A 23,770-nucleotide genomic window follows, 5' to 3' on the forward strand; every position below is an offset into this window, starting at 1 on the left:
TAGGTTCTCGCGGTGGATTACCACCTTCCAGATCGCCTCCCATCGTTAGGACGTTCTGTAATACGCTGTCGCTTGTACAGCAGGCAACGGGGTGAACCCAACGATGAAAAATTTCCGGCGACCGGCGCCATGACCCAGTTCTACGACGCTAGAGGCAATATCTATGGTGTGGTCAGCCCGACCTCATTAAGAGATCAGGGTATCGATGTACCCCGCAGCCCTGCCTTGGCCGCGAGTACTCGCCACCATTGGGCGGAATCGGCCGTCGCCGCGCAATGCGGTTGGGGCTCGACACCACGCCCGCCTGGCGCCAAGGCGCATCGTTGTGACGGCCTGCTGGTCGGGCCGTTCCAGTGCGAGCCGCCGTTTGACCTGCTGATCGTCAACACCGACGGCTCCCTGGCCGAGCGCAGTGGCAATGGCCTGACGATTTTCGCCCAGGCACTCACTGACCAGGCCCTGATGACCGGCGCCTGTGAGTTGCGGGTGCACCACGACAAGTCGGATGCGCTGTCCCCGGTGTCGACACAGGTCGAGCCGGCAGTTCGCGAACAGGTTGCGGGGTTCTGGCTTGAACTGGGGTTACCCACGTTCGGGCCCGGGAGGGTGAGGGCCGAGGCGGTTGCCCAGGTGTACCTGGGCGAAACGCAACTGAGCCAAGTGAGCGAACTGGCGGCGATCAATCCAGGGTGGGCCACCAGTCAGTTTGTGCGGGTGGGCAATCCCCATTGCGTGACGCTGGTCGAGCAGGTATCCGCGTTGCCGGATAACGCACAGATGCAGAAGCCTGGCCTGTTCGAGCCCTTGAAGGCGATTGCCTTCGCCCCTCCGGCGGGCGGCGGTCGGCCCTGTGTGGCTGGGGTCAACTTGCAATGGGCGGCGCGACAGCCCGGCAACCGAGTCATCGCGCGGGTGTTCGAGCGTGGCGAGGGACCCACTGCCTCTTCCGGGACCAGCGCCAGCGCCGTGGCGTGTGCAGCCTGGCGTGTAGGCTGGGTCGAGAGTGGCGAAGTCGACGTGGTGATGCCAGGTGGCATTGTGCCGGTGCGCTTGCACACTCAAGGCAAAACATTGCTGGGCGTCAGTCTGTTTGGGACTGCGCAACGGCAGGCATGAGGGTTCTTACCGGCTGACGCTGGGATCTGGTGTCAGCCGTTTCTCTATCCGTTAGTCAGTCCCGTGAAAGTACAAGTAGGGCATTTCTTAATTGTTGAGAAGTGGCTCTTTGACGTGTTTGCTTATTTCTTAACAGACACTTCCAGCTCAGGCGTACGAAACTTCTTTTTTATTTTAAGGCGGCCGATTTTCGCCTGGAATCGCTAAGCTTCAGGGCGTCCAGGCACTTTTTTGCGGCGACTTATTCGATGTCTCGACGAGGGGAAGTAAGCCAGAACGTTCATTCATCAACGGCGGGTAACAACGGATGGTTAACGCGTTTGTTTCGTCACGTTTCAATATAATTTTTCCACACATGAATATCGACTTACCCGTGTTGGCGTTCAACGGCAGCGAGTTGCTCGATCAACCGTTTTTCATCCACGTGCAGGTAATGAGTGAAAACCCTTCCCTGGACCTGAAGAGCGTGCTCCATCAACCTGCCTACCTGGATTTCGGCGAAATGAACGAAGGCCTGCACGGGCAGGTTTATGCCGTTGGCCGCGAAGATCCTGGCCAGCGCATCACGCGTTACCACCTGACCCTGGCGCCGCGTCTGGCCTATCTTGCGCACCGGCGCGACCAACGGATTTTCCAGCAGCGCAGCGTGCCACAGATCATCGCCATGGTCCTTGAGCAGCATGGCATCCTGGCGGACGCCTATAGCTTCGAGCTTGGCCCTGTGGTTTATCCGCCGCGTACATTCTGTGTGCAATATGCCGAGAGCGACCTGCACTTCATCCAGCGCCTGTGTGAAGAGGAGGGCATCCATTACCATTTTCGTCACAGCGCGGATGCGCACCTGTTGGTCTTTGGTGACGACCAGACGGTGTTCCGCCGTTTGCCCGTGCAGCGCTATTGTGCCGACGGCGGGCTGCAAGCCGATACACCGGTAATCCAGCGTTTCGAGGTGCGCCTGGCCACCCGTAGCCAAAGAACGGTGCGCCGCGATCACGACTTCGAACATCCTTCGCTGCAGTTGCAGGACAGCGCGGGTCCCGCTTCGACAGGCCCTCTTGAAGACTATCGTTACCCCGCAGGCTTCACCGGTCGCGCCCGAGGCAAGCAATTGGCGCGTCGTGGGCTGGAGCGCCACCAACGCGACCGGCACCGGGCGTTGGGCAAGAGTGATCAACCCGCGTTGCGCAGTGGGCATTTCCTTGAAATGCGCGACCATCCCGATCCGTCCTGCAACGACCTTTGGCTGATCACTTCGGTACGTCATGAGGGTTATCAACCGCAGGTGCTGGAAGAAGCGACCCCTGTGACCGATGGCTTCCAGGGGTATCGCAATCGCTTCACCGCGACGCCGTGGCAAGCCGTGCACCGCCCGCCCCTCAAGCATTCCAAGCCGACCATCAATGGCAGCCAGACCGCAACGGTCACCGGGCCGGCCGGCGAGGACGTGCACTGCGATGCCTACGGCCGGGTAAAAGTGCGCTTTCACTGGGATCGCCTGGACACGTCCGACGACAAAAGCAGTTGTTGGGTCCGGGTTGCCTCCGGGTGGGCCGGTGACGGGTTCGGCGCGATGATGATCCCGCGGGTGGGCATGGAGGTTCTGGTGACGTTCCTGGAAGGGGATCCGGACCGGCCGTTGATCAACGGTTGCCTGCCGAATGCGCTGCACCGGCCGGCCTATTCCTTGCCCCAGCACAAGACTCGCAGCGTCTTGCGCAGCCGCAGCGTCCTGGGTGGGCAGGGCTCCAACGAACTGTTCCTTGAAGACCGTCGTGGCGAAGAGCTTATTTACCTTCGTGCGCAACGGGACCTGGAGCAGCAGGTCGGCCATGACAGCCGGTTGGAAGTGGCGGGAGAGCGGCGGGAAACCATCCATGGCATCAGCACGGTTCATCTGCACAGCGAGGAGCATCGCCACGTCACCGGCGATCGCAACGTCGTGCTCGAGGCCAACGATTACCTGAATGTGCAAGGCGATAGCCGGACCCACGTGGCGCGGACACTGGTCTTCGAGGCCGGGCAGGAGCTTCACCTCAAGTCCGGCGCCAGCCTGGTGATCGATGCCGGCGCACAACTGAGTCTCAAGGCGGGAGGGGAGCACCTGGTCATCCAGGCGGGCGGCATCTTCAGCAGTCGCCCCATTACCCTTGGCGGTGCTCCGTCCGCGACCGGGTTGGTCAACGCGGCGATGGTGGCCGAAATGCCAAAAATGTCTGAAGTCCAGGGCCGCATCATGACCCTGGCCAGGCAACTGGGGGCGGATTACTGCCCGTTGTGTGAACGCTGCCGCGAAGGCTTGTGTGATCTGCCGGGGAGGGCCGCCTGATGCAGGACATGCCAGGCCGATGGATGGACCAACAGCAGCAGGCGGGACGGCGACTGTGCTTGATCCTTGAGGGGCAGCATGAAGCTCTTCAGCCGCTGCTCGCGGCGCGCGATGTGTCAGGGTATCGCAACCTCTACGCCGAGACCGCCCTCGCGAAATTGGCGGCGCAAGGCCCCGTTATCCTGCTGCTGGAACGGATGAACGAGCCCGCGCTGCTCAACCTCCTGCACCAACCCGAGACGAACTGGGGCTGGCTGGGCAGCCTGCCCAGCGAGGACCTGGCCGCCGTCGCTCGGCACTGGCGCGACCGGCTGCTGGTGGGGGCGCCAGGCGAGCATTCGCTGTACCGCTTTCACGATAACCGCACGCTTGCGCGCGCGCTGGCCTATCTCGACCGGGACCATTGCCCACTCTTTCTCGGGCCATTGATCAGCGTGTGTTACTGGCACGACGACAGTTGGCATTGCGATGACAACCCGGCACCCGACGAGTATCCGGTGCCCGACCCCGCCCCTTGGCTGAGCGCGCCAAACCCGAATGCCGAAGCCATCCTGCACGCCAACATCCTGCGTTATCTGTTGGCCGAGCACAGCGAAGACCTGGTGGCACTGGTGGAATTCCAGGACCCGAGGGTCTGGCTGACCCAGGTGTTGGAGCAGGCGCGCGCCTGGCAATGGCGGGCGCCGGAGCAACTGGAGTTTTTGGTGGTGCGCAGGTTGGAGGAGGCCACGGGAAACAGCTTTATACGGTGGCAACCGATTGTGGGAGAAGCACCAGAGGATCACTTTCAGCGGGTGCTGGAGCAGTGGAAGTTGATGGGGAAAAGGGATGAGTAAAAGATGGTTTGGCGTGTTGATTGTGCTGGGGATGGCGGGCCTGGCGGGATGTGCGGGAAAGCCGGTTGATAGCTTTACATTGGAGGTGGATTTACCGGCAGAATTTCGCTTTATCGGCGCCGCCTACTACGGTCCCGCGACGAGACAAACCTGTACGTTGCCGAGGCGTCGAGGCAAGAGACCGGAGCGGAAAATTTTTATTGCGCGTTACAAGCCTGTGGCTGAGCGAGTGAGTTTTGAGTTGCCGCTGACTGAGGTGATTGAAGGTTGCCCTACGGTTTTGCGGAGTGTGGAGTTTGATATTTATGCGAAGTGGGGAAAACGAGATACGGATGTTGGGGGAGATATTGCAGGTTTCTCGATTCGAGATCCTTCGCCCGCTGAGATATCTGAAATGCCAGAAACGGGTGTTCATGAACTGCGCGGGCGGTGTCAGTGGTTGTTTCGAACTGTAGGGCCGCAGCACGCGATCAGGAAAATTCTTACATGCGGTTCTTTGGATGCAGCGGATCAATCGCCAAGGTTTGTGCATCGAGATCAGTTAACAGAGAAAACACTCAGGATTGCACTGACTGTAATTGATAAGGAAGAACCGGCTGTTGGTGATAACTGGGTAGTCGTACCAGGCGGCTGGAAGCGTTGTAGAGGTAGAAGTTTTGAAGACCTTGATGCGTTTTGTAACGGCAATACCTCCGACTTCAAACCCATAAAAATGCCGGATGGTCGCGTATGTGATGTTTATCCATCGTGTAAATAACAAGGAGCAAGTTCATGAAGCTGGATGCACGGAAGCAATCTTTTTTCAGTGATAGCAAACCGGCCTGCTCATTGCGAGGGCATTGGGTGAGCTTTTGCCTGGTCGATGAGCTGGGCGTTGGAGCGGCATACGGTGGTCTGCCCTACACCGTCCACGATAGCGCAGGGCAGCAGTACAAAGGCAGGCTGAATGGAGAAGGGTTTGCCAAGCTACAAAATATTTACTGCGGACCTGTGGTGCTGGTTTTTGACGAATTGTATTCAGGAACAGAGCAGCCGTATCAGCGGCTGATGGTGCGCCCCACTTACAAGCTCCCTATCACCGAGCTTCAAGTTCGGGCTGAGCAGACTCGGTTTGCTGGCTCTGACGGTCGGCGCACCGAAGGGAGTGGAGCTCAGCAAACGGCCAACCGATTCTATCAAGTTGAAGTACGAGATTTGGTCCGCCATGTCGCGCACTTACCGCCGATTGAACCGCGAACTCATCAGCCCCAACGGCATGCATTAGAAATGATGGCAACCCTGGGATTTAGTCCGCCGCAGCCGACGTTGGCGGGGGTGATGTTATTTCCCAATTGCCACACTGTTCTGGAGGTTAGGCCGCTACGAGCCCTGCGGCCATTGCTTTCAACGGAAGACGGGTTCTGTGCGTTGAATCTTTATCAACTGGCGTTGATGGCCTCCTTGAGTTATTGCAGCTTCGGCCAGGAGCCACCCCAAAAGCCCCAAAACGAAGTTCGCTTCCCGCTTGATCCCAGCGTCGGGCACCTTTTCGCTGAAAAGCTCTCGGGTTATCACGAAGCCTGGCGAGTCGATGCAGAACAACAGCAGCGCTTCTACCCCCTTTATGAGGAGGTGCCATACTCTCGACGCTTCGAAATTCTGCCCTTCGATCCTGTGATGTATCCACAAAACCGACCGGAGCTGGGCGAGAAGCAAGAGCACCCGGCGCGGCTGCACTTTTTCGACGATAAAGAGTTTGGTACCGATACTCAGGCTTTTATCAGCCATCACGAGGAGGTGATCCTGATTGCGGTACGTGGCACCGCCAGTGCCGCTGATGGGCTGCGGGATGCAAATGCTCACCAGGTAACTTTCGCTGAAGGCGTAGGCAAGGCACACGAAGGTTTTTATCAGGCTTATCGTGCGATGCGCGATTTCGTATTGCGCTATCTCGACCAATTTCACACCGATCAACGAATAATTATTTGCGGTCATAGCCTGGGGGGCGCAATTGCTTTGCTTCTCGCCGAAGGCCTGCGTCGAGCAACGGAGGGCAACTACAACATCCTCCTCTACACCTACGGCGCCCCCCGCGCCGCCGACGCGGAATTCACCGCAGGCGCCTCCACCCTGGTCCACCATCGCATCGTCAATCACAACGATCCGGTCCCCAGTGTTCCAGCCCCGTGGATGAACACAACCGCCAAACTCTGGATCCCTGGTGCCGTCACACTGTTCAGCGCCCCCGCCCCGGGCGGCCTGCTATTCGCCGCCGGCCTGGTTCGGTTGGGCGGCAACCCCTACCAGCACCATGGCGAACAACAACACTTCATGCCGATCATGCTGCCGGATGGCACGCGTTCATCGGTTCTTTGGAAGCCCGGTTGTGAATCCATCCAGGAGGCCGGCTGCAACCGAGCGTTGCAACTCCACGGTGACATGCCCGGCCGCGATAACCTGCTCAAACAGCTGTTCCAGGCCAATCAGCACTTCATGACCGCCAGCTACATCCCGGCTGCCTGGGCGACGCTGCGTCGCTGGCAACAAAGCCAGGAAAGCGGCGGCCCCTGGGTAACGCCAAGAGAGTTCGAGTTGCTCGACCAAGCACTCGAGGACATGCGCCAGCAACTGCGCAACAAGCGCCGCGAACTCGCCCGTCTGCGACCCGCCAACGACCGTGGCTATGAGCACAACAACGCCTTGAACAGCGAGATCGACCGCTTGCACACCAGTCGCGAGCGCCTGGCAACCCTGCGCTGGCGCCGGCTCGAAGCCCGTGATGTCTACGGCAGCCACGCCCACGGCGCCCACTTGCAGCCCAGCCTCAAGCGCTGGTTCAGCCACCGTGAAAACCGTGAGCTGTCGCAAGTCGCCAGTATTCCTCCCGCCATGAACGACGAATGGGGGAGGGCTCAGACGCTGGATATCGATTCGATTGTATGACCCGAGCTTTACATGAACTCCACCTGCGCGGGCCGACGCTTCATCAACACGTTGCCGTTGCGGATCGAGTACAGCGGCAAGCCCTGGCTGCGGATGACCTCGTAGTCGCTGTCCGCCGAGAGGATCAACAGGTTCGCCGGCCGTCCCGGTTCCAAGCCGTAGCGGTCACCCAGGGCCATGGCCTTGGCACTGTTGTCGGTCACCAGGTCGAGGGCGTTCTGCAGGTTGCGGTAGCCGAGCATATGGCAGATGTGCAAACCGGCTTCGAGCACCCGCAGGATGTTGCCATTGCCCAGGGGGTACCAGGGGTCGACGATGGAGTCCTGGCCGAAGCACACGTTCATGCCGGCCTCCAGCAGTTCATTGACCCGGGTGACGCCGCGGCGTTTCGGGAAGGCGTCGAAGCGGCCTTGCAGGTGGATGCTTTCGGTGGGGCAGGAGACAAAGCTGATACCCGAGTGCCCCAGCAGGCGGAAGAGTTTGGCGCAGTAGGCATTGTCGTAGGAGCCCATGGCTGTGGTGTGGCTGGCGGTGACGCGCTCGCCCATGTCGCGGCTGCGGGCTTCTTCGGCCAGGACTTCAAGAAAGCGCGAGTGCGGGTCGTCGGTTTCGTCGCAATGCACGTCCACCAGGCAACCGGTACGTTCGGCCAGGTCCATCAGGAACTTCACCGAGCTCACGCCTTGGTCGCGAGTGTACTCAAAGTGGGGGATACCGCCGATCACGTCGGCGCCCAGGCGAATGGCTTCTTCCATCAGTTCGCGGCCATTGCGGTACGACTCGATACCTTCCTGGGGGAATGCGACGATTTGCAGGTCGATCAGGTGGGTGGTTTCTTCGCGCACCTGCAGCATGGCCTTGAGCGCCGTGAGGTCCGGGTCGGTGACGTCGACGTGGGTGCGTACATGCTGGATTCCGTGGGCGGCGAGGGCCTGGATAGTCTTCCTGGCGCGCGTTTTGGTGTCCTCCTGGGTGATGGTGGCTTTGCGTTCGCCCCAGCATTCGATGCCTTCGAACAGGGTGCCGCTCATGTTCCAGCGTGGCTCACCGGCCGTTAGCGTGGCGTCGAGATGGATATGCGGTTCAACGAAGGGTGGGATCACCAGGTTACCGGCGGCGTCCAGGTCGTCGGCTGCGGCAGTCGGCGGCCGCGATTGCGGCGTGATGCTGGCGATCCGGCCATGTTCCAGGTGCAGATCATGCAGGCCTTCACGGTTGCGCAGTCGGGCGTTGATGATGTGCATGGGCAAGTTCCTCTTGGCTAAAGACAATCAGGCAGACAGTCGCCAGATCATCAGCGCAATGCCGATGTCCAGGCGATCATAAGCATTATCCAGCGTCAACCCGCACAGGGCCTCGATACGCTGGACGCGGTGGGTCAAGGTGTTGCGATGCACGGCCAGCCGCTGGGCGGCGGCCACCAGGTTACCATTCTCGTGAAACCAGGCTTGCAGGGTAGGCATCAGGCTGGGGCCATGGTGCGCGTCGTGGCGCAGCAATGGGCCAAGGCGTTCGTTCAGGAATTGGTCGAGCAGGGCGCGATCACGGACACCGGTGAGCAATTTGAGCACGCCCAGTTCGTCGTACACGCACAACCCGGCCCGCTCGCTGAAGCGTCGCGCAGCGGCAAGCGCCTGACGGGCTTCATCCTGCGCCTGAGCCAGGCGTGCCGGTGGATGAGCCGCAGCGCTCAGGCCGGCGAACAGTTTCAGTGGTGCCAGGGGCAGGTTCAGCGGTTTGAGCCAATCGGCCAATTGTTGGCGGTTGGCCTGCGCGGCGACGGCATCCGGCGCAGGCAGCAGCAGCGTCCATTGCCCGGCTCGGCCATGGACCGGCACGCCTGCCGAGAGTTGACGCAATCGGCGGCTGATGCCGTCGTGTTCCCGGGCCAAATGTGCCTCGACAGACGCCGCCGCACCTTGGGCAAACAGCAGCTCACTGCCCTCCAACTGCAATTGAACCACCTGCCAAGCCCCGGCCAAAGGCATACCCAACTGCGCGGCCCGGTGCAGCAGCAGATCCAGGGATTGGTAATCGCCGGCCAGCAAGCGCTCCAGCACGTCATGCCGTGAGCGCCCCAGTTGTTCGGACTGGATCAGCGCCGAACCAATCGCCTGGGTCACCAGCACCATTTTCAGCGAGTAAGGCTGCTCGATCAGCGGCATGCCGGCGGCTTCGGCGGCATCGAGTAAACGCTGGGGAATCGCCTGGATATAGGCAGGCCCGGTCAGCACCACCAAACCTGCAACCTGACGTTCGCAAGCCTCTTCAAGCAGTTGCAATAAGTTGGCTTCGTCACGCGGATGGTTGATCCCGGTGACGAACACCAGCTCGCCGCCCAGCACCCATTCGGCGATCCCGCTGTTTTCGGCCACATAGGGCCAGCGCACGCCATTGTTCAGGCCCGTCTCACCCGCGCGCAGGCGCATGGATTCCAGGCCTGGCAGGGCCAGCACGTCGGCGACGGTCAGGCTCATACCTGGGCGTCAGCCAAGGGCACGCGCACCCGTAGTACGGCAGTGAGCGCGATGTAGGTCATCGACGCGACAACGATCCCCACCAACGGCGCGACCCAGGGTGAGTTGAACGCCAGCACCGTGCCCACGGCATAGGCCACCAGCCCTGGCCAGTTGAACGCCGGCAGGCGCGCGTCCGCCAGGCGTGGATAGCGGCCGCGATAGCGATAGAAGAAGTCCGCCATGATCACCCCGCCAATCGGTGGGATCACCGTGCCGAGCAGAATCAGATACGGCACCAGCAGGTCATACATGCCGAGCAACGCCAGCAGGGTCCCGATAACGGCACCGGACAGGGTCACGGTCTTGCGGCGTTTGGTGCGCAGCAGGTTGCAGCCGGCTACCGCGAAGTTGTAGATGGTGTTGTCCTGGGTACTCCAGATATTGAGCAGCAGCATGGCCATCGCCGCCATGGCGAAGCCTTGCAGCAGCAAGACTTCGACCACGTCCGGCTGTTGATAAACGATGGCACCATAGGCCCCGATCAGCACCATTAAGCCGTTGCCGATAAAGAAACCGATCAGGCTGGCCAATACCGCCACCTTGGCCGAGCGTGAAAAGCGCGTCCAGTTGGTGGCCTGGGTCGCACCGCTGACAAACGTGCCGAACACCAGGGTAATGGCCGTGGACAAATCCAGCTCACCGGTCGGCACCACTGCCAGCAATCCATCCAGGCCGCCGACTTTCACCGTGGCCACCCACATCGATAGAAACAGCAGGATGCCCATAGCCGGCACCGCAATGTAGGACAGGATCTCCAGCCCGCGATAACCAATATAGGCCGTGGCGCAGAACACCAGGCCAAACACCACCATCAGCGCCAGCACGCTGCCCTGGCTCAACTCGAAATACTTGCCCAGCACCACGGCGGCAGTGGCGGTGCCCCAGGCGTACCAGCCGATCTGGGTGAAGCCCAGGATCAAGTCGCTGAGCTTGCTGCCCACTTCGCCAAAGCAGAAGCGCCCCATCAATACCGAATTAAGTCCGCTCTTGAACGCGATATAACCCAGGCCTGCGGCGTAGATACCCAACAGCAGGTTACCCAAGGCCACGACACCGAGCATGTCGGTAAAGCTGAAGGCCACGCCCAGCTTGCCGCCGGCAAACATGGTCGCGGTAAAAAAGGTAAAGCCCAGCAGCACCATGGCGGTCGATGCCAGGCCCTTGCGCGCATGCATCGGGACTTCGCTTAAGGGGTAATCGTTGCCCGGTTCTTGCTGCGTCATGTGCCTTGCTCCTGAATGAGTGACGCAGGCCTATTGCACCGCGCGTGCCAAAGCGGCAAGCAGTGACGGGCGCACGGTGGACGCAGTGCAGCATGCACACTATTTATAGCCAAACAGGGGGGAAACGCTGGAAGAGATGTTCGCAATGCCCAATCGGGCACGAAAGCGGTGCAGCGGTGATACAAATTGGATCAGTCGAACAGACACAAAAAAACCACCGCGCAGGTGGTTTTTTTCATATCCCGGGCTTACTCGCCGCGATAGATGCAGCCGCTGGTGCAGGTCTCGTGGATGCGAATCGCGCTGAGCTCGGGCAGCAAGGGTTGGAGTTCCTTCCAGATCCACTTGGCCAGCACTTCGCTGGTCGGGTTTTCCAGGCCTGGGATGTCGTTGAGGTAGTTGTGGTCGAGGCGTTCATAGAGCGGCTTGAAAATCGCCTTGATCTCCGAAAAGTCGCGAATCCAGCCGGTATGGGGATCCAGGTCGCCGCTGAGGTGGATCGCCACCTTGAACGAATGCCCATGCAGGCGCCCGCATTTGTGGCCCTCCGGCACGTGGGGCAGGCGGTGGGCGGACTCGAAGGTAAACTCTTTGAAGATTTCCACGGTATTTTCAGCTCGGTCAGGTATCTGGCAGGCGGCGAGTTTAGCAGCTTGAGCCCTTGCTGCGCATGCCGCTGGGTCAGAGTACTTGCAAGCGCTCGCCCAACCCGCCGTTATCCGCCAGTTCCAGAAACTCATCGCCCAACCGCCGGCTCTCGCTCATCGCCGTCTGCCAGTACCGGTTACGACTCGCGTCATCGCCCATGAAGCGCTTGAAGTCGCTGCGATCAGGTAGTTTGCCGTAAGGCAAGCGGGCCAGGTAATCCCTGGACGGCGCCAGCAGCAAAACATCCTGCAGGCCCTGTTGGCTGCTGCGTCGCCACGGCAGGCCCTTATCGAACCAGCCCGGAATGATCCGATCGGTAAAGTGCGGGTACAGCACGATGTCGTCACCGTGGTAGGGCAGGTCAAGGTGGTAATCGAGCAGGCCGCCGTCGCGGTAGGTACCGGCGCCCGCGCCCGGCAGGTCGCGTACGCCCTGCATCACCATGGGGATCGAACCCGACGCCAGCAGCGCCTGGCGAAGGTTGCCCAATTCGAGGCTGAGGAAGCGCGACGGGAAATCCTTCAACGGATGCACCGGCGGCGCCTGGCGCGGGTCGTGGATGATCAGCCGTTCGAAGTGCCGGGACAGCCGCTCGCGGCCGCGCAGGTTATCCGCAATCACCGACGACAGGCCCAGCCCGAGGCCCCCACGGTGGTCATCGGCAAGCAGGCCGTGGCTCTTGACCACCAGGATGTTGAGGCGATAGTTCGGGTTGTCCAGCACCCGTGCGTCTCGTCCGGCCAGCAAGTCGTCGAGCATGCGTTGGCAGCTGCGGCTGACGTCGGCCATGGTCACGCCTTTGGCAAAGCGTTGTTCGTTATACAGGCGGCCCAGGTCCAGCAGGCCTTGCGCCGGGTCGGGCAGGCAGGCACTGGCAAACCGCCAGGAGCCGATGGAGGCGCCTATCAACGACCGCTCCCGAGGTGCGCGAGGTAACCAGTCGCCGAACAGCGCCAGGTCCAGCCCCTGGATACCCAGCGCCTTGGGGCCGCCGGCCGCGCCAGGCAGGATGCCGACGTCGGCCGGCGCGAGGCCTAGCTCACGAATGCGCGCCAATGCGCGTTTGCCGGCCTTTAGGGTCAGGGCGGGAAATTTGATGTGGATGGCTGTCATACCGGTCTCTGTTGAAGCGAGCAGGAATTATAAGAAATCTCGGGCAATGATTGGAGAAGAGGCTTGTCGGAAATTGCCATGGTGGCAATTCAGTTTCAATTAAGTTGCAGCGAGTACGGTGGCCTGCGTAGGAAAACATCCTGTAACGGAGACTCATGATGAAACGCCTCACCGCTCTGGTCGCCGCCGGTATCATCGCCCTCACGGCGGTCCAGGCCCGAGCCGTGGACCCCGACAAACCACTGAACGTGCCCGCCACTGTTACTATTGTCGCCTTTGACCAACTGGAAGCTACGGCCCTGGACTTACATCCCGGTTCGAGGCTGCTGGACACCGACCTGGACGAGGAGTACGGCAGGTACCTCTACCAGGTCGAATTGGAAGATGCCCAGGGCATCGAATGGGACATTGAATTGGACGCGCTCACCGGGCAGGTTCTCAAGAATCATCAGGATACGTAATGAAGGTAAATTTACGCGCCGGCAGTCGAGTCGCGCTGGTGCTCCTGGCATTTTGTTCCAGCCTGGCGGCCCGCGATCTCAATCAGGATGAAGCCTTGGCCTTGCGCCAGCAAGGGGTGATCCTGCCGCTGGAGCAACTGTTGCACCAGGCCATGGAGCGTTATCCCGGTTCACGCCTGCTGGAAGCCGAGCTGGAAAAGAAGCACGGCCGATATGCTTATGAAGTGGAACTGGTGACTACCGAAGGGGTAGTCCGCGAGATCAAGCTGGACGCCAGCACCGGTGTGCTGATCAAAGACGAGGAAGACTGATGCGCCTGCTGCTGGTGGAAGACAACGTACCGCTGGCCGACGAACTGGTGGCCGGCCTGCAACGCCAGGGCTACGCCGTCGACTGGCTGGCCGATGGCCGCGATGCGGCGTACCAGGGGCGCAGCGAGCCCTATGACCTGATCATTCTCGACCTGGGCTTGCCTGGCCTGCCCGGGCTTGAGGTGCTGGCGCAATGGCGCGCCGCCGGGCTGGCCATTCCGGTGCTGATCCTCACCGCCCGTGATTCCTGGGCTGAGCGCATCGAAGGGCTCAAGGCCGGTGCCGATGATTACCTGAGCAAACCCTTCCACCCGGAAGAGCTTCACCTGCGCATCCAGGCGCTGTTGCGCCGCTCCCACGGCCAGGCCAACCAGCCCACCTTGCAGGCCGCCGGGTTGCATCTGGATGAAGGTCGCCAATGCGTGCTGCGCGACGGCGCTGAAATCCAGCTGACGGCCGCCGAATTCCGCCTGTTGCGCTATTTCATGCTGCACCCCGAACAGATCCTGTCCAAAAGCCACTTGGCCGAGCACCTGTACGACGGTGAGACCGAACGCGATTCCAACGTGCTGGAAGTCCACGTCAACCACCTGCGCCGCAAGTTGGGGCGCAGCGTGATCGAAACCCGGCGCGGCCAGGGCTACCGGTTTGGCGCCAGCCCTGCATGAAGTCCATTCAACGACGCCTGAGCCTGGGCCTGATCAGCGTGATGGTGATCGTCGGGGTGGTGCTCGCGCAGACCAGCCTGTGGTTGTTCGAAACCGGGTTGCAGCGCTACCTGGAAGCCGGGCTGCGTAACGACGCCGAAAACCTGCTGGTGGCGATGGTGCGCGGGCCCAACGGCTTGCAACTTGATGAGCAGCACGTCTCGCCGGCCTACCAGCGGCCGTTTTCCGGGCATTACTTTCGTGTCGATTTTGCCGATACCCACTGGCGCTCCCGCTCGCTGTGGGACCAGGAATTACCGCGACTGCCCGAGGTCGGGATCAAGGGCAACCTGCAACTGGGGCCGGAGGGCCAGCAATTGCTGGTATTGCGCTCGGACTATAAGCGTTTCGGCCAGTTGATCTCCATCAGCGTGGCCCAGGACTACACGCCCGTGCGCGAAAGCTTCCGGCTGATGCGCCAGATCGGCCTGGTGCTGGGGCTGGCGGCGCTGCTGCTGGTGCTGGTGCTGCAACGGGTCACCGTCCGCCGCGCCTTGCGCCCCCTGGAAACCGCGCGTAACCAGATCGCCCAGTTGCAGCAGGGCCAGCGCTCGCAGCTCGACACCCAGGTGCCCCTGGAGTTGGAGCCGTTGGTGGCGCAGATCAATCACCTGCTGGCGCATACTGAAGACAGCCTCAAGCGTTCACGCAATGCGCTGGGCAACCTCGGACACGCCTTGAAAACCCCCCTGGCGGTACTGCTGAGCGTGGCCTCCAGCGAACAGCTCAAGGACCGTCCCGAGCTGGCCAAGCTGTTGCGCGACCATCTGGAACAGGTGCAGCAACGCCTCAACCGCGAACTCAACCGCGCTCGCCTGGCTGGCGAAACCTTGCCGGGTGCGCTGTTCGACTGCGAAAAGGAACTGCCCAGCCTGTTGGCCACCCTGAATATGATCCATGGCGAGCACCTGGACCTTAGCTACCACGCCGACCCCGGCCTGCAATTGCCCTGGGACCGAGCGGACCTTCTGGAAATGCTCGGCAATGTGCTGGACAACGCCTGCAAATGGGCGGACGCCGAAGTGCGCCTGACCATCACCGAGACCGAGCACAGCTACCTGCTGGCCGTGGAAGACGACGGCCCCGGTATCCCCGAAACCCAGCGTGATCAGGTCTTCAGCCGCGGTACACGCCTGGATGAACAGATTGATGGCCATGGCCTGGGACTGGGGATCGTGCGCGATATCGCCGAAGTGTGGGGCGGGGTGTTGCAGTTGCAGGATTCTGAACTGGGCGGCCTTAAAGTGCTGATCGAATTGCCCAAGCGTTAACGCCGGGCACAATTTGGTTTGCCTGCGATAGCCGTAGGTATCTGCACAACTTTCAACGGCTGACAAATCTCCCTGTAGTGAGCGGGCTTGTCCCGCGCTGGGTGGCGAAGCCGCCCCAAACCAGGCGCCCCGGTTTTGTCTGGAGTTCGGCGGTGTCTCGATTGGGGCGGCTGCGCCACCCAGCGCGGGACAAGCCCGCTCACTACAAAGTTGTATAGATCCTTAGGCTGCGACAGCATCACTTGGCTGGACGCAAAAACAGAGTCGTCTGCATCGCGGGCAAGCCCGGCTCCCACAGAAAAGCACTTCCACAGGGGAGCTGCTTCACTCTTCAGACGCGGAACTGATCCATCAACCCCTGCTGCTGGTTCGCCAGGCTGTTCAACGCCTGGCTTACCCGCGCCGATTCGTTCGCCTGCTCGGACAGCGACTCGGTCACGTCCCGAATGGTCGCCACGTTGCTGTTGATCTCTTCGGCCACAGCGCTTTGCTCTTCGGCGGCGCTGGCGATTTGCAGGTTCATGTCGCTGATCACCGTGACGGCGGCGCCAATCTGGCGCAGGGCGGTCACGGCCTCTCCCACTTGTTCGACGCTGCCCTGGGCTTGACGATAGCTGTTGCCCATGGCGCCGACGACATCGGTAGTGCCGCTTTGCAATTGCTCGATGACCAGGCGGGTTTCTTCCACCGACTCCTGGGTACGCCGCGCCAGGTTGCGCACTTCATCGGCCACCACGGCGAAGCCACGGCCGGCCTCACCGGCGCGGGCGGCTTCGATGGCGGCGTTGAGTGCCAGCAGGTTGGTCTGCTCGGCGATGCCGCGGATCACTTCGAGCACCGAACCGATTTTCTCGCTGTTGGCGGCCAGGCCTTCGACCTGGGTCATGGCCGTGCTCATCTCCGCCGCCAACTCCCCGATGTTGCGGGTGGTGCGGTCGATCACCGTCAGGCCGTCACGGGTCGACTGGTCGGCATCGCGGGCGGCTTGGGCGGCCTGGGCGGCGCTGCGTGCCACGTCCTGGGCGGTCGCGCTCATTTCATGGGACGCAGTGGCTACCTGATCGACCTGGCGATACTGCTGTTCCATGCCGGCGCTGGTTTGGGTGGCAATCGCGGCGGATTGGTCGGCGGTGCCACGGGCGTCCTGCACCGAGCGCTTAACCTCGGCGATGATCGGTTGCAGTTTGTCGAGGAAACGGTTGAACCAGCCCGCCAGTTGCCCCAGTTCGTCCTGCTTGTCGTAGGCCAGGCGTCGGGTCAGGTCGCCTTCGCCGCTGGCAATGTCTTCGAGCATGTGCGCCACCCCCAGGATCGGCCGGGTCACGCTGCGCGCCATCAGCCACACCAGGATCAGGCCGACGACCGCGGCGAGCAGGCCCAGGCCGAGTTCCAGCAGGGTGCCCTTGGCGTTGTCGGCATCCAGTTGAGCTTTCAGGGCTTCAGCCGGCGCTATCAGGACCTTCTGCGGCACATCCAGCAACACGCCCCACGGCTTGCCGTCCGGGATCGGCGCGAACGGCGCCAGCACCTTGAGTTGATGGTCGGTGCGCAGGCTGCGGATGTGTGTGCTTCCGGCCAGGGCGCTGATCAACTGCGCGCCGTTGGCGGTGTCGACCTTGTCCAGGCGCTGGCTGAGTTTGCTGGCGTCCGGGCTGTAGCCGGCGAGCAAGCCGGTGGGGCTGAGGATGCTGACCTGGGTCTGGCCGTCATACAGTTTGTGGCTGGCCTGTTGGCTCACGGCCTGCAGGCTGTTGAGGTTGATGTCCACCGACAGCGAGGCGATGACTTTGCCATTGGCCATCAACGGGAAGACGATGCTGGTCATCAGCACGTTTTGCCCGTCGATCATATAAAAGTAGGGTTCGATCACGCACGGCTTGAGCGTGGCGCGCGGGCAGGTGAACCAGGCGTTGGCCTTTTCACCGCTGGGCCCGACGCGGGTGTCGGACATGTCGCTTTCCGGCAGCGCCATCGAGGTCAGCTTGCCCGGCGTCGGTTGCGACCAGTACAAGGCGAAGCGCCCCTTGTCGTTGCTGCCCAGTTCGGCCTGGCCGGCGAACAACTCATCCTTGCCATCCAGGGCATTGGCTTCGAACACCAGGGACAGGCCGAGCAGGTCCGGGTTGGCCTGCAAGGCGGCCTTGACTTGGCGGGTCAGGTCCTCACGGGTGTCGAAGGCGTCGAGAAAACGCTTCTCGGCCTGCTCGCGCAAGAACAGCACCTGGCGCGAAAAACCATGGCCGTACTGGTAGGCGTCCATGAACTGGCGGCGGATGCCCAGCGCCTGCACTTCACCCTGGGCCTCGATGCGCGCCTGGGCGGCTTCATCAAGCATCTGCATGCTGGACGCCTTGACCTGCTGCGAGCTCTGCGCCATGCGATACAACGACAGACCCACCAGCAGGGTCACGATTCCCAGCAGGCACAGGCCGGCCAGCAGGGTGATTTTCCATTGAATGGAGAGCTGCCTGAGCGACATCGGTACATCCTTACCTGAAGACACATAGAGCCTGGTTATCGGCCGATGCCGCCTTTTCTTTATTCAAACGATCAATTTAAACCTGAAAGCGGCGCCGTTTTTTGACATGGGCGCCGGCCTCCTGCAAAGTGCGCGGCCCTAATAAGACCTCCTTCAAGCCTGCACACTGGCAGCCATCGAATGGCCGCCCGGGTGCGCGCATGCCTGTTCTTTATGTTTTTTGCCTGAGGTAACCATGATTAACGCAGTCATTGCCGCGGTCGGCACCATGCTGGTGCTCAGCTTGTCCCGCGTGCATGTGGTCATCGCCATTATCGTCGGCGCCCTGGTCGGTGGACTGACCGGTGGCCTGGGCATCGACGCTACGCTCAGAGCCTTTAACAGCGGCTTGGGCGGCGGTGCAACCGTGGCCTTGTCCTATGCCTTGCTCGGCGCCTTCGCCGTGGCGATTGCCAAATCCGGCCTGGCTCACGCCCTGGCCGACAAGGCGTTGTTGCTGGTGGATCGTCAGGAAGCCAGCGGCGGCAGCCACGTCAAATGGCTGCTGATCGGCCTGCTGTGGGTGGTGGCGATTGCCTCGCAGAATATTCTGCCGATCCATATCGCGTTTATCCCGCTGCTGGTACCGCCGCTGCTCTACGTGCTGACCAAGCTGCAACTGGACCGCCGCCTGATCGCCTGCGTGATGACGTTCGGCCTGATCACGCCCTACATGTTCCTGCCGGTGGGTTTCGGTAACATCTTCCTCAACCAGATCCTGCTGGCCAACGTGGCCAAGAGCGGGGTGGATATCAGCCAGGTCAATGTTACCCATGCCATGAGCCTGCCGGCGCTGGGCATGGTGGTCGGCCTGCTGGTGGCGGTGTTTATCAGCTACCGCAAGAAGCGCGTCTACGACCTTGCAAAAATCGAGCGGGTCGAGCAGGTGGCGGTGCAGTACAACCCGCTGACTCTGCTGGTGGCCGGCCTGGCGATTGCCTCGGCGTTCATCATTCAGCTGTGGCTGGACTCGATGATCATCGGCGCCCTGGCCGGGTTTCTGATTTTCTCGGTATCGGGCATCGTGCGCTGGCGCGACACCGACGATCTGTTCACCGAAGGCATGAAGATGATGGCGATGATCGGCTTCATCATGATCGCCTCCTCGGGCTTTGCCGAGGTGCTCAAGGCCACTGGCGATGTGCGCTCATTGGTGGAAACCTCGGCGGCCTTCATCGGCCACAACCGTGGGGTCGGCGCGTTGCTGATGTTGCTGGTGGGGCTGCTGGTGACCATGGGCATCGGTTCGTCGTTTTCCACCGTGCCGATTCTCGCCGCGATCTTTGTGCCACTGTGCGTGCAACTGGGCTTCAGCCCGGTGGCCATCGTGTGCATCGTCGGCACCGCCGGCGCCTTGGGTGACGCCGGCTCACCCGCGTCGGACTCGACCCTCGGCCCGACCTCCGGCCTGAATGTCGACGGCCAGCACCACCATATCTGGGACACCGTGGTACCGACGTTCCTGCACTACAACCTGCCGTTGCTGGCCTTTGGCTGGCTGGCGGCCATGACCCTTTGACCGTCTTGCCTCGGTGAGGGCTTCTTCCTCGTGTCGGAAGAAGCTCGGGGCAATGTAGGGGCTCTCTGAATTCGCCCCTCACCCAGCAAGGGCCGCCAGCCGGGCGGTGCAGGGCCCTTATATTCCGGAGCTTCTCACTCGATTGAGGCACTCCGATGAACAAGATCGTCCTTTTCCTGGCCGTTCTGATACTGGCAGGCTGCAGCACGGCCCCGAACAACCTGAGCGTAAAAAACGGCTACGCCATCGACACCACGCACAGCTCCCCAAACCAGAACGAACGGGTCCGCTATCTCGTCCTGCATTACACCGTCTTTGACGACAAGGACTCCCTCGACGCGCTTACCAACGGCACCGCCAGTGCTCACTACCTCGTCTACAGCACGCCGCCCACATACCGTGCGCTGCCGATTGCGCTGCAATTGGTGCCGGAGGCGAAACGGGCCTGGCACGCCGGGGTCAGTCAATGGGGAAACCGCACCCACCTCAATGACACGTCCATCGGCATCGAGATCGTCAATGCGGGGTTTATCGATGGCCCGACCGGACGCCTATGGTTTCCCTACACCGAGGCGCAGTTGGCGTTGGTCAGGCAGCTCGCAGCGGACGTGATCAAGCGCTACGCCATCGAGCCGCAAAACGTTATCGGGCACAGCGATATTGCACCTCTGCGCAAATCCGACCCCGGCCCGTTGTTTCCGTGGCGGGCGTTCGCCGAGCAGGGGATCGGCGCCTGGCCGGACGCGGCCACGGTGCACAAGCACCTGGCAGGGCGCCCGGCCTCTCAACAGGTTGCCGTGGGCACGGTGCAACGCGCCCTGGCCACTTACGGCTACAAGATCCCGCAGACCGGCGAGTTGGATGAAGAAACCCGCCAGGTCATCCGGGCATTTCAGATGCATTTCCGCCCTGCGGGTATCCCTGACGCCGAGACCGAAGCCGTCGCACTGGCCTTGGTGGAGAAGTATTACCCTTGAAGGCCAAGGTGGCCCGAGGCAGGCCGGGCCCTACAGAATCCAAGCCATTGGCCGTTAACCTCTCAAGTCGCCACTAATAAGAGAGAAAACCCATGCGCCTGAGCCTCAAGGCTAAAGTCCTGTCCCTCGCCGTAGTGCCGGTGTTGCTGTTTGCCGTGGTCATCAGCCTGACCACCGTGTGGATTTTGCAGGGGCAGGCGCGCAACGAGGTGGATGAAACCCGCCAGCGCCTGCTCAATGACGCCAAAGCCACCCTGCAAAGTTATGTCGAGGTGGCCATGAGCACCATCAAGCCGCTCTACGATGCGGCGGCTCCCGGCGATACCGCCGCGCGTGCCCAGGTGGTCAAGTTGCTGTCCAACACCAGCTACGGCAAGGACGGCTACTTCTTCGGCTACGATTCCGAGACTATTCGCCTGTTCAAGGGCAACAGCCCCGATGGCGTGGGCAAGAGCTTCAAGGACAACCGCGACCCCAACGGCGTGTACGTCAACCGCGACCTGGTCAAGGTCGGCAAGGACGGCACCCACTACCTGCAATACAGCTCGACGCAGCCGGGGCAGACCGAACTGGTGCCCAAGATGGGCTACACCGAATACCTGCCCAAGTGGGACATGGTCATTGGCACGTCGGTGAACCTGGACGGTATCGAAGCCCAGGTCGCGGTGGTCGAGGCCAAGGTCGAGAAGCGCATGGAAGGCGTGCTGCTGAGCATCCTTGGCGTGGCCGTGGTGGTGCTGCTGGTGATCGCCGCCATTGGCATGGTGCTGGCCAATACCATCCTACGCCCGCTGCACTTGATGAAAGCCAACCTCGACGACATCGCCGCCGGCGAAGGCGACTTGACCCGCCGCCTGGCCATTACCAGCCAGGACGAGCTGGGCGATCTCGCCGGTGCGTTCAACCGCTTTGTCGACAAAATCCACGGCCTGGTGCGCCAGATCACCGAAATGACCGCCCAGCTCACCGGCCTGGTCAGCCAGGTGTCCGAGCAGGCCCAGCGCTCCGAGCAGGCCATGGAACGCCAGCGCCACGAGACCGACCAGGTGGCCACCGCGATCAACCAGATGTCCTCCGCCGCACAGGAAGTGGCGCGTAGCGCCCAGGGTGCTTCGGTGGCCGCCCAGCAAACGGACGCCGAAGGCCAGGCCGCCAAGCGCGTGGTGGACGCCAGCATCGCGCAGATCCATGCGCTGGTGGGCGATATCCGCAGCAGCGGTGTGTCCCTCGACAGCCTGCAGCAGGACGTGTCCTCCATCGTCAGCGTGTTGAGTGTGATCCGCTCCATCGCCGAACAGACCAACCTGCTGGCGCTCAACGCCGCCATCGAGGCCGCGCGGGCAGGGGAGGCCGGGCGTGGGTTTGCCGTGGTTGCCGATGAAGTGCGCGCCCTGGCCAGCCGCACCCAGACCAGTACCCAGGAAATCCAGGGCATGATCGACCGCCTGCAAAAAGGCACCGAAGCCGCCGTGGAGGCCATGCGCCGTTCCAGCGATGCCGGCGACGGGACCTCGGCCCAGGCCAACCAGGCCGGAGCGTCCCTGGACACCATGGCCCAACTGATCGGCACCATCAATTCGATGAACGCCCAGATCGCCAGCGCCGCCGAAGAGCAGACCGCCGTCGCCGAAGAAATCAACCGCAGCGTGCACCAGATCGCCGTGGCGGTGGACAGCGTGGCCGACGAGACCCAACGGGGCGCCCAGACGTCCCGCAGCCTGTCGGACCTGGGACAGCGCCTGGGGCAGTTGGTGGGGCAGTTCAGGATTTGACGCTGGCGTAGGCGGTTTTGGGGGCAGGGTGATCGTTCCCACGCTCCGCGTGGGAATGCCGCCTGGGACGCTCCGCGTCCCGCCGCTCAGCTCAATGCGTACAGGTGACGCAGAGCGTCACGGGATGCATTCCCACGCGGAGCGTGGGAACGATCATGTTGGTGCAGGCGTTGTCGGGTTTTGGTGGGGGTCGACAACCGCTACCGGATATCGCGCATCAGCAAGCCGAAGCGCGCGTCCATCTCGGACGGTACCGGCACGTAAACCGTGTGCCCGTCCCCCGGCGCCACCTCGGCCGCCTCGCCCTGGCTGGTGTGCATCATCTGCAGGTCAAAGTGAAAGTTGCCGGCCGGGGTCATCAGTTCCAGGTGATCGCCCACGGCAAAACGGTTCTTCACCTTGACCTCGGCCAACGTGCCCCGGCGTTCGCCGGTCAGTTCGCCGACGAACTGCTGGCGCTCCGACACCGAGCTGCCGTGCTGGTAGTTCTGGTATTCATCGTGCACATGGCGGCGCAGGAAACCTTCGGTGTAGCCGCGCTGGGCCAGGGAGTCGAGGTCGGTCATGAGGCTGCGGTCGAACGCGCGCCCGGCCAGGGCGTCATCGATAGCCCGGCGATACACCTGGGTGGTGCGCGCGCAATAAAAGTGGGATTTGGTGCGACCTTCGATCTTCAGCGAGTGCACGCCCATGTGCGTCAGGCGTTCCACATGCTGCACCGCGCGCAAGTCCTTGGCATTCATGATGTAGGTGCCGTGCTCGTCCTCGAACGCGGGCATGTGCTCATCGGGACGGTTGGCCTCCTGCAGCAGGAACACCTGCTCGGTCGGTGCGCCGATGCCCAGGGTCGGTTCCGGCTGGAACGCCTGGACGATATCGCCCGCGGCATTTTCCACTGCCGGGGTGGCCTGGTACTTCCAGCGGCAAGCGTTGGTGCAGGTGCCCTGGTTGGCGTCGCGCTTGTTCATATAGCCCGAGAGCAGGCAGCGCCCGGAATAGGCCATGCACAAGGCACCGTGCACAAACACTTCCAGTTCCATGGCCGGTGCTTGCTCGCGGATCTCGGCGATCTCTTCCAGGGACAGTTCCCGCGACAGGATCACCCGGCAGATCCCCTGTTGCTGCCAGAACTCCACGCTGGCCCAGTTCACCGTATTGGCCTGCACCGACAAGTGCACCGGCATCTGCGGGAAATGTCGGCGCACCAGCATGATCAACCCCGGGTCAGACATGATCAGCGCGTCCGGGCCCATGGCGATCACCGGGGCCAGGTCCTTCAGGAAGGTCTTGAGCTTGGCGTTGTGCGGCGCAATGTTGACCACCACGTAGAACCGCTTGCCCAGGGCATGGGCTTCCTGAATGCCAAGGGCCAGGTTGGCGTGGTCGAACTCGTTATTGCGCACCCGCAGGCTGTAGCGCGGCTGGCCGGCGTAGACCGCATCGGCGCCATACGCGAAGGCGTAGCGCATGTTTTTCAGGGTGCCGGCGGGGGCGAGCAGTTCTGGGGCGATCATTGAGGGCATGGTCGGTA

At 62.0% G+C, this 23,770-nt stretch carries 19 protein-coding genes and 2 pseudogenes; 13 read left to right on the top strand and 8 right to left on the bottom strand.

The features are described from left to right. Window positions 1-129: 129 nt before the first annotated feature. The 5 genes from ACLH0H_RS22275 (at window position 130) to ACLH0H_RS22295 (ending at window position 7,200) form a co-directional block, all read left to right on the top strand. A complete protein-coding gene (locus ACLH0H_RS22275; RefSeq protein ID WP_411379649.1) occupies window positions 130-1,116 on the top strand; it encodes a diaminopimelate epimerase in 987 nt (328 codons plus the stop codon). 307 nt (window positions 1,117-1,423) lie between these two features. Continuing rightward, the gene (locus ACLH0H_RS22280) at window positions 1,424-3,442 is read left to right on the top strand and encodes a type VI secretion system tip protein VgrG (protein WP_411379650.1); all 2,019 of its coding nucleotides are present in this window, start codon (window positions 1,424-1,426) and stop codon (window positions 3,440-3,442) included. Further along, a complete protein-coding gene (locus ACLH0H_RS22285) occupies window positions 3,442-4,278 on the top strand; it encodes a DUF4123 domain-containing protein (protein ID WP_411379651.1) in 837 nt (278 codons plus the stop codon). The genes ACLH0H_RS22280 and ACLH0H_RS22285 overlap by 1 nt, the downstream gene beginning before the upstream one ends. After that, the gene (locus ACLH0H_RS22290; RefSeq protein ID WP_411379652.1) at window positions 4,271-5,035 is read left to right on the top strand and encodes a hypothetical protein; all 765 of its coding nucleotides are present in this window, start codon (window positions 4,271-4,273) and stop codon (window positions 5,033-5,035) included. Before ACLH0H_RS22285 ends, ACLH0H_RS22290 begins: the two co-directional genes overlap by 8 nt. 14 nt (window positions 5,036-5,049) lie before the next feature. Then, entirely contained in the window at window positions 5,050-7,200 is a 2,151-nt protein-coding gene (locus tag ACLH0H_RS22295) for a lipase family protein (protein WP_411379653.1), read from the top strand. Between the two features lie 8 nt (window positions 7,201-7,208). Here the strand turns inward: ACLH0H_RS22295 and codA are convergent, their stop codons facing one another. The 5 genes from codA to ACLH0H_RS22320 form a co-directional block, all read right to left on the bottom strand. After that, window positions 7,209-8,444, bottom strand: coding sequence for a cytosine deaminase (gene codA / locus ACLH0H_RS22300; protein ID WP_411379654.1), 1,236 nt, complete (start codon window positions 8,442-8,444; stop codon window positions 7,209-7,211). A 27-nt stretch (window positions 8,445-8,471) separates the two neighbouring features. Further along, a complete protein-coding gene (locus ACLH0H_RS22305) occupies window positions 8,472-9,677 on the bottom strand; it encodes a PucR family transcriptional regulator (protein WP_411379655.1) in 1,206 nt (401 codons plus the stop codon). Further along, on the bottom strand, window positions 9,674-10,942 hold the full coding sequence (gene codB / locus ACLH0H_RS22310; protein WP_411379656.1) for a cytosine permease: 1,269 nt from the start codon (window positions 10,940-10,942) through the stop codon (window positions 9,674-9,676). Before codB ends, ACLH0H_RS22305 begins: the two co-directional genes overlap by 4 nt. Window positions 10,943-11,190: 248 nt before the next feature. Further along, a complete protein-coding gene (queD, locus tag ACLH0H_RS22315; RefSeq protein WP_083735343.1) occupies window positions 11,191-11,547 on the bottom strand; it encodes a 6-carboxytetrahydropterin synthase QueD in 357 nt (118 codons plus the stop codon). A gap of 76 nt (window positions 11,548-11,623) precedes the next feature. After that, a complete protein-coding gene (locus ACLH0H_RS22320; protein ID WP_411379657.1) occupies window positions 11,624-12,703 on the bottom strand; it encodes a patatin-like phospholipase family protein in 1,080 nt (359 codons plus the stop codon). A gap of 158 nt (window positions 12,704-12,861) precedes the next feature. Here ACLH0H_RS22320 and ACLH0H_RS22325 point away from each other — a divergent pair, with 158 nt between their 5' ends. From ACLH0H_RS22325 to ACLH0H_RS22340, 4 genes are read left to right on the top strand one after another with little or no spacing between them, the layout of a single operon-like run. Then, window positions 12,862-13,164 (top strand): PepSY domain-containing protein, encoded by a 303-nt coding sequence (locus tag ACLH0H_RS22325; protein WP_411382447.1) that lies wholly within the window; start codon window positions 12,862-12,864, stop codon window positions 13,162-13,164. Continuing rightward, window positions 13,164-13,475 (top strand): PepSY domain-containing protein, encoded by a 312-nt coding sequence (locus tag ACLH0H_RS22330; protein WP_169374587.1) that lies wholly within the window; start codon window positions 13,164-13,166, stop codon window positions 13,473-13,475. Before ACLH0H_RS22325 ends, ACLH0H_RS22330 begins: the two co-directional genes overlap by 1 nt. Beyond that, a complete protein-coding gene (locus ACLH0H_RS22335) occupies window positions 13,475-14,143 on the top strand; it encodes a response regulator transcription factor (RefSeq protein WP_076954688.1) in 669 nt (222 codons plus the stop codon). The genes ACLH0H_RS22330 and ACLH0H_RS22335 overlap by 1 nt, the downstream gene beginning before the upstream one ends. Continuing rightward, entirely contained in the window at window positions 14,140-15,453 is a 1,314-nt protein-coding gene (locus ACLH0H_RS22340) for a sensor histidine kinase (RefSeq protein ID WP_411379658.1), read from the top strand. Before ACLH0H_RS22335 ends, ACLH0H_RS22340 begins: the two co-directional genes overlap by 4 nt. Before the next feature lie 331 nt (window positions 15,454-15,784). On the opposite strand, the gene ACLH0H_RS22345 is transcribed toward ACLH0H_RS22340, so the two are convergent. Together ACLH0H_RS22345 and ACLH0H_RS22350 are read right to left on the bottom strand one after the other, a co-directional pair. Further along, window positions 15,785-16,540 (bottom strand): methyl-accepting chemotaxis protein, encoded by a 756-nt coding sequence (locus ACLH0H_RS22345; RefSeq protein WP_394329503.1) that lies wholly within the window; start codon window positions 16,538-16,540, stop codon window positions 15,785-15,787. A 102-nt stretch (window positions 16,541-16,642) separates the two neighbouring features. Next, window positions 16,643-17,932, bottom strand: a pseudogene (locus ACLH0H_RS22350) (HAMP domain-containing protein); the annotation flags it as partial. A 238-nt stretch (window positions 17,933-18,170) separates the two neighbouring features. On the opposite strand from ACLH0H_RS22350, the gene ACLH0H_RS22355 reads away from it, so the two are divergent. The 4 genes and pseudogenes from ACLH0H_RS22355 to ACLH0H_RS22370 all read left to right on the top strand — a co-directional run bounded on the left by ACLH0H_RS22355 (window position 18,171) and on the right by ACLH0H_RS22370 (window position 22,239). Then, window positions 18,171-19,490, top strand: coding sequence for a Na+/H+ antiporter family protein (locus ACLH0H_RS22355; protein ID WP_411382448.1), 1,320 nt, complete (start codon window positions 18,171-18,173; stop codon window positions 19,488-19,490). A gap of 155 nt (window positions 19,491-19,645) precedes the next feature. Then, window positions 19,646-20,467, top strand: coding sequence for an N-acetylmuramoyl-L-alanine amidase (locus tag ACLH0H_RS22360; RefSeq protein ID WP_411379659.1), 822 nt, complete (start codon window positions 19,646-19,648; stop codon window positions 20,465-20,467). Window positions 20,468-20,559: 92 nt separating this feature from the next. Beyond that, window positions 20,560-21,381: pseudogene (locus ACLH0H_RS22365) on the top strand (cache domain-containing protein); the annotation flags it as partial. Between the two features lie 102 nt (window positions 21,382-21,483). After that, window positions 21,484-22,239, top strand: coding sequence for a methyl-accepting chemotaxis protein (locus ACLH0H_RS22370; RefSeq protein ID WP_411382449.1), 756 nt, complete (start codon window positions 21,484-21,486; stop codon window positions 22,237-22,239). Window positions 22,240-22,439: 200 nt separating this feature from the next. Here ACLH0H_RS22370 and yegQ read toward each other — a convergent pair whose 3' ends face one another. Then, complete coding sequence (gene yegQ / locus ACLH0H_RS22375) at window positions 22,440-23,762, bottom strand: tRNA 5-hydroxyuridine modification protein YegQ (RefSeq protein ID WP_411379660.1); 1,323 nt, start codon at window positions 23,760-23,762, stop codon at window positions 22,440-22,442. Window positions 23,763-23,770 lie beyond the last annotated feature (8 nt).

The sequence above is a fragment of the Pseudomonas sp. MPB26 genome, assembly GCF_046605355.1.
Taxonomy (GTDB): Bacteria; Pseudomonadota; Gammaproteobacteria; order Pseudomonadales; family Pseudomonadaceae; genus Aquipseudomonas; species Aquipseudomonas cedrina.

Excerpts from the sequence above, each read along its gene's own strand:
- ACLH0H_RS22325 (WP_411382447.1), top strand. The coding sequence starts at position 12,862 with ATGAAACGCCTCACCGCTCTGGTCGCCGCCGGTATCATCGCCCTCACG.
- yegQ (WP_411379660.1), bottom strand. The coding sequence starts at position 23,762 with ATGCCCTCAATGATCGCCCCAGAACTGCTCGCCCCCGCCGGCACCCTG.
- ACLH0H_RS22320 (WP_411379657.1), bottom strand. The coding sequence starts at position 12,703 with ATGACAGCCATCCACATCAAATTTCCCGCCCTGACCCTAAAGGCCGGC.
- ACLH0H_RS22285 (WP_411379651.1), top strand. The coding sequence starts at position 3,442 with ATGCAGGACATGCCAGGCCGATGGATGGACCAACAGCAGCAGGCGGGA.
- ACLH0H_RS22370 (WP_411382449.1), top strand. The coding sequence starts at position 21,484 with ATGGAACGCCAGCGCCACGAGACCGACCAGGTGGCCACCGCGATCAAC.
- ACLH0H_RS22295 (WP_411379653.1), top strand. The coding sequence starts at position 5,050 with ATGAAGCTGGATGCACGGAAGCAATCTTTTTTCAGTGATAGCAAACCG.
- ACLH0H_RS22330 (WP_169374587.1), top strand. The coding sequence starts at position 13,164 with ATGAAGGTAAATTTACGCGCCGGCAGTCGAGTCGCGCTGGTGCTCCTG.
- ACLH0H_RS22340 (WP_411379658.1), top strand. The coding sequence starts at position 14,140 with ATGAAGTCCATTCAACGACGCCTGAGCCTGGGCCTGATCAGCGTGATG.
- ACLH0H_RS22345 (WP_394329503.1), bottom strand. The coding sequence starts at position 16,540 with ATGGAACAGCAGTATCGCCAGGTCGATCAGGTAGCCACTGCGTCCCAT.
- codA (WP_411379654.1), bottom strand. The coding sequence starts at position 8,444 with ATGCACATCATCAACGCCCGACTGCGCAACCGTGAAGGCCTGCATGAT.
- ACLH0H_RS22280 (WP_411379650.1), top strand. The coding sequence starts at position 1,424 with ATGGTTAACGCGTTTGTTTCGTCACGTTTCAATATAATTTTTCCACAC.
- ACLH0H_RS22360 (WP_411379659.1), top strand. The coding sequence starts at position 19,646 with ATGAACAAGATCGTCCTTTTCCTGGCCGTTCTGATACTGGCAGGCTGC.
- ACLH0H_RS22305 (WP_411379655.1), bottom strand. The coding sequence starts at position 9,677 with ATGAGCCTGACCGTCGCCGACGTGCTGGCCCTGCCAGGCCTGGAATCC.
- codB (WP_411379656.1), bottom strand. The coding sequence starts at position 10,942 with ATGACGCAGCAAGAACCGGGCAACGATTACCCCTTAAGCGAAGTCCCG.
- ACLH0H_RS22290 (WP_411379652.1), top strand. The coding sequence starts at position 4,271 with ATGAGTAAAAGATGGTTTGGCGTGTTGATTGTGCTGGGGATGGCGGGC.
- ACLH0H_RS22335 (WP_076954688.1), top strand. The coding sequence starts at position 13,475 with ATGCGCCTGCTGCTGGTGGAAGACAACGTACCGCTGGCCGACGAACTG.
- ACLH0H_RS22275 (WP_411379649.1), top strand. The coding sequence starts at position 130 with ATGACCCAGTTCTACGACGCTAGAGGCAATATCTATGGTGTGGTCAGC.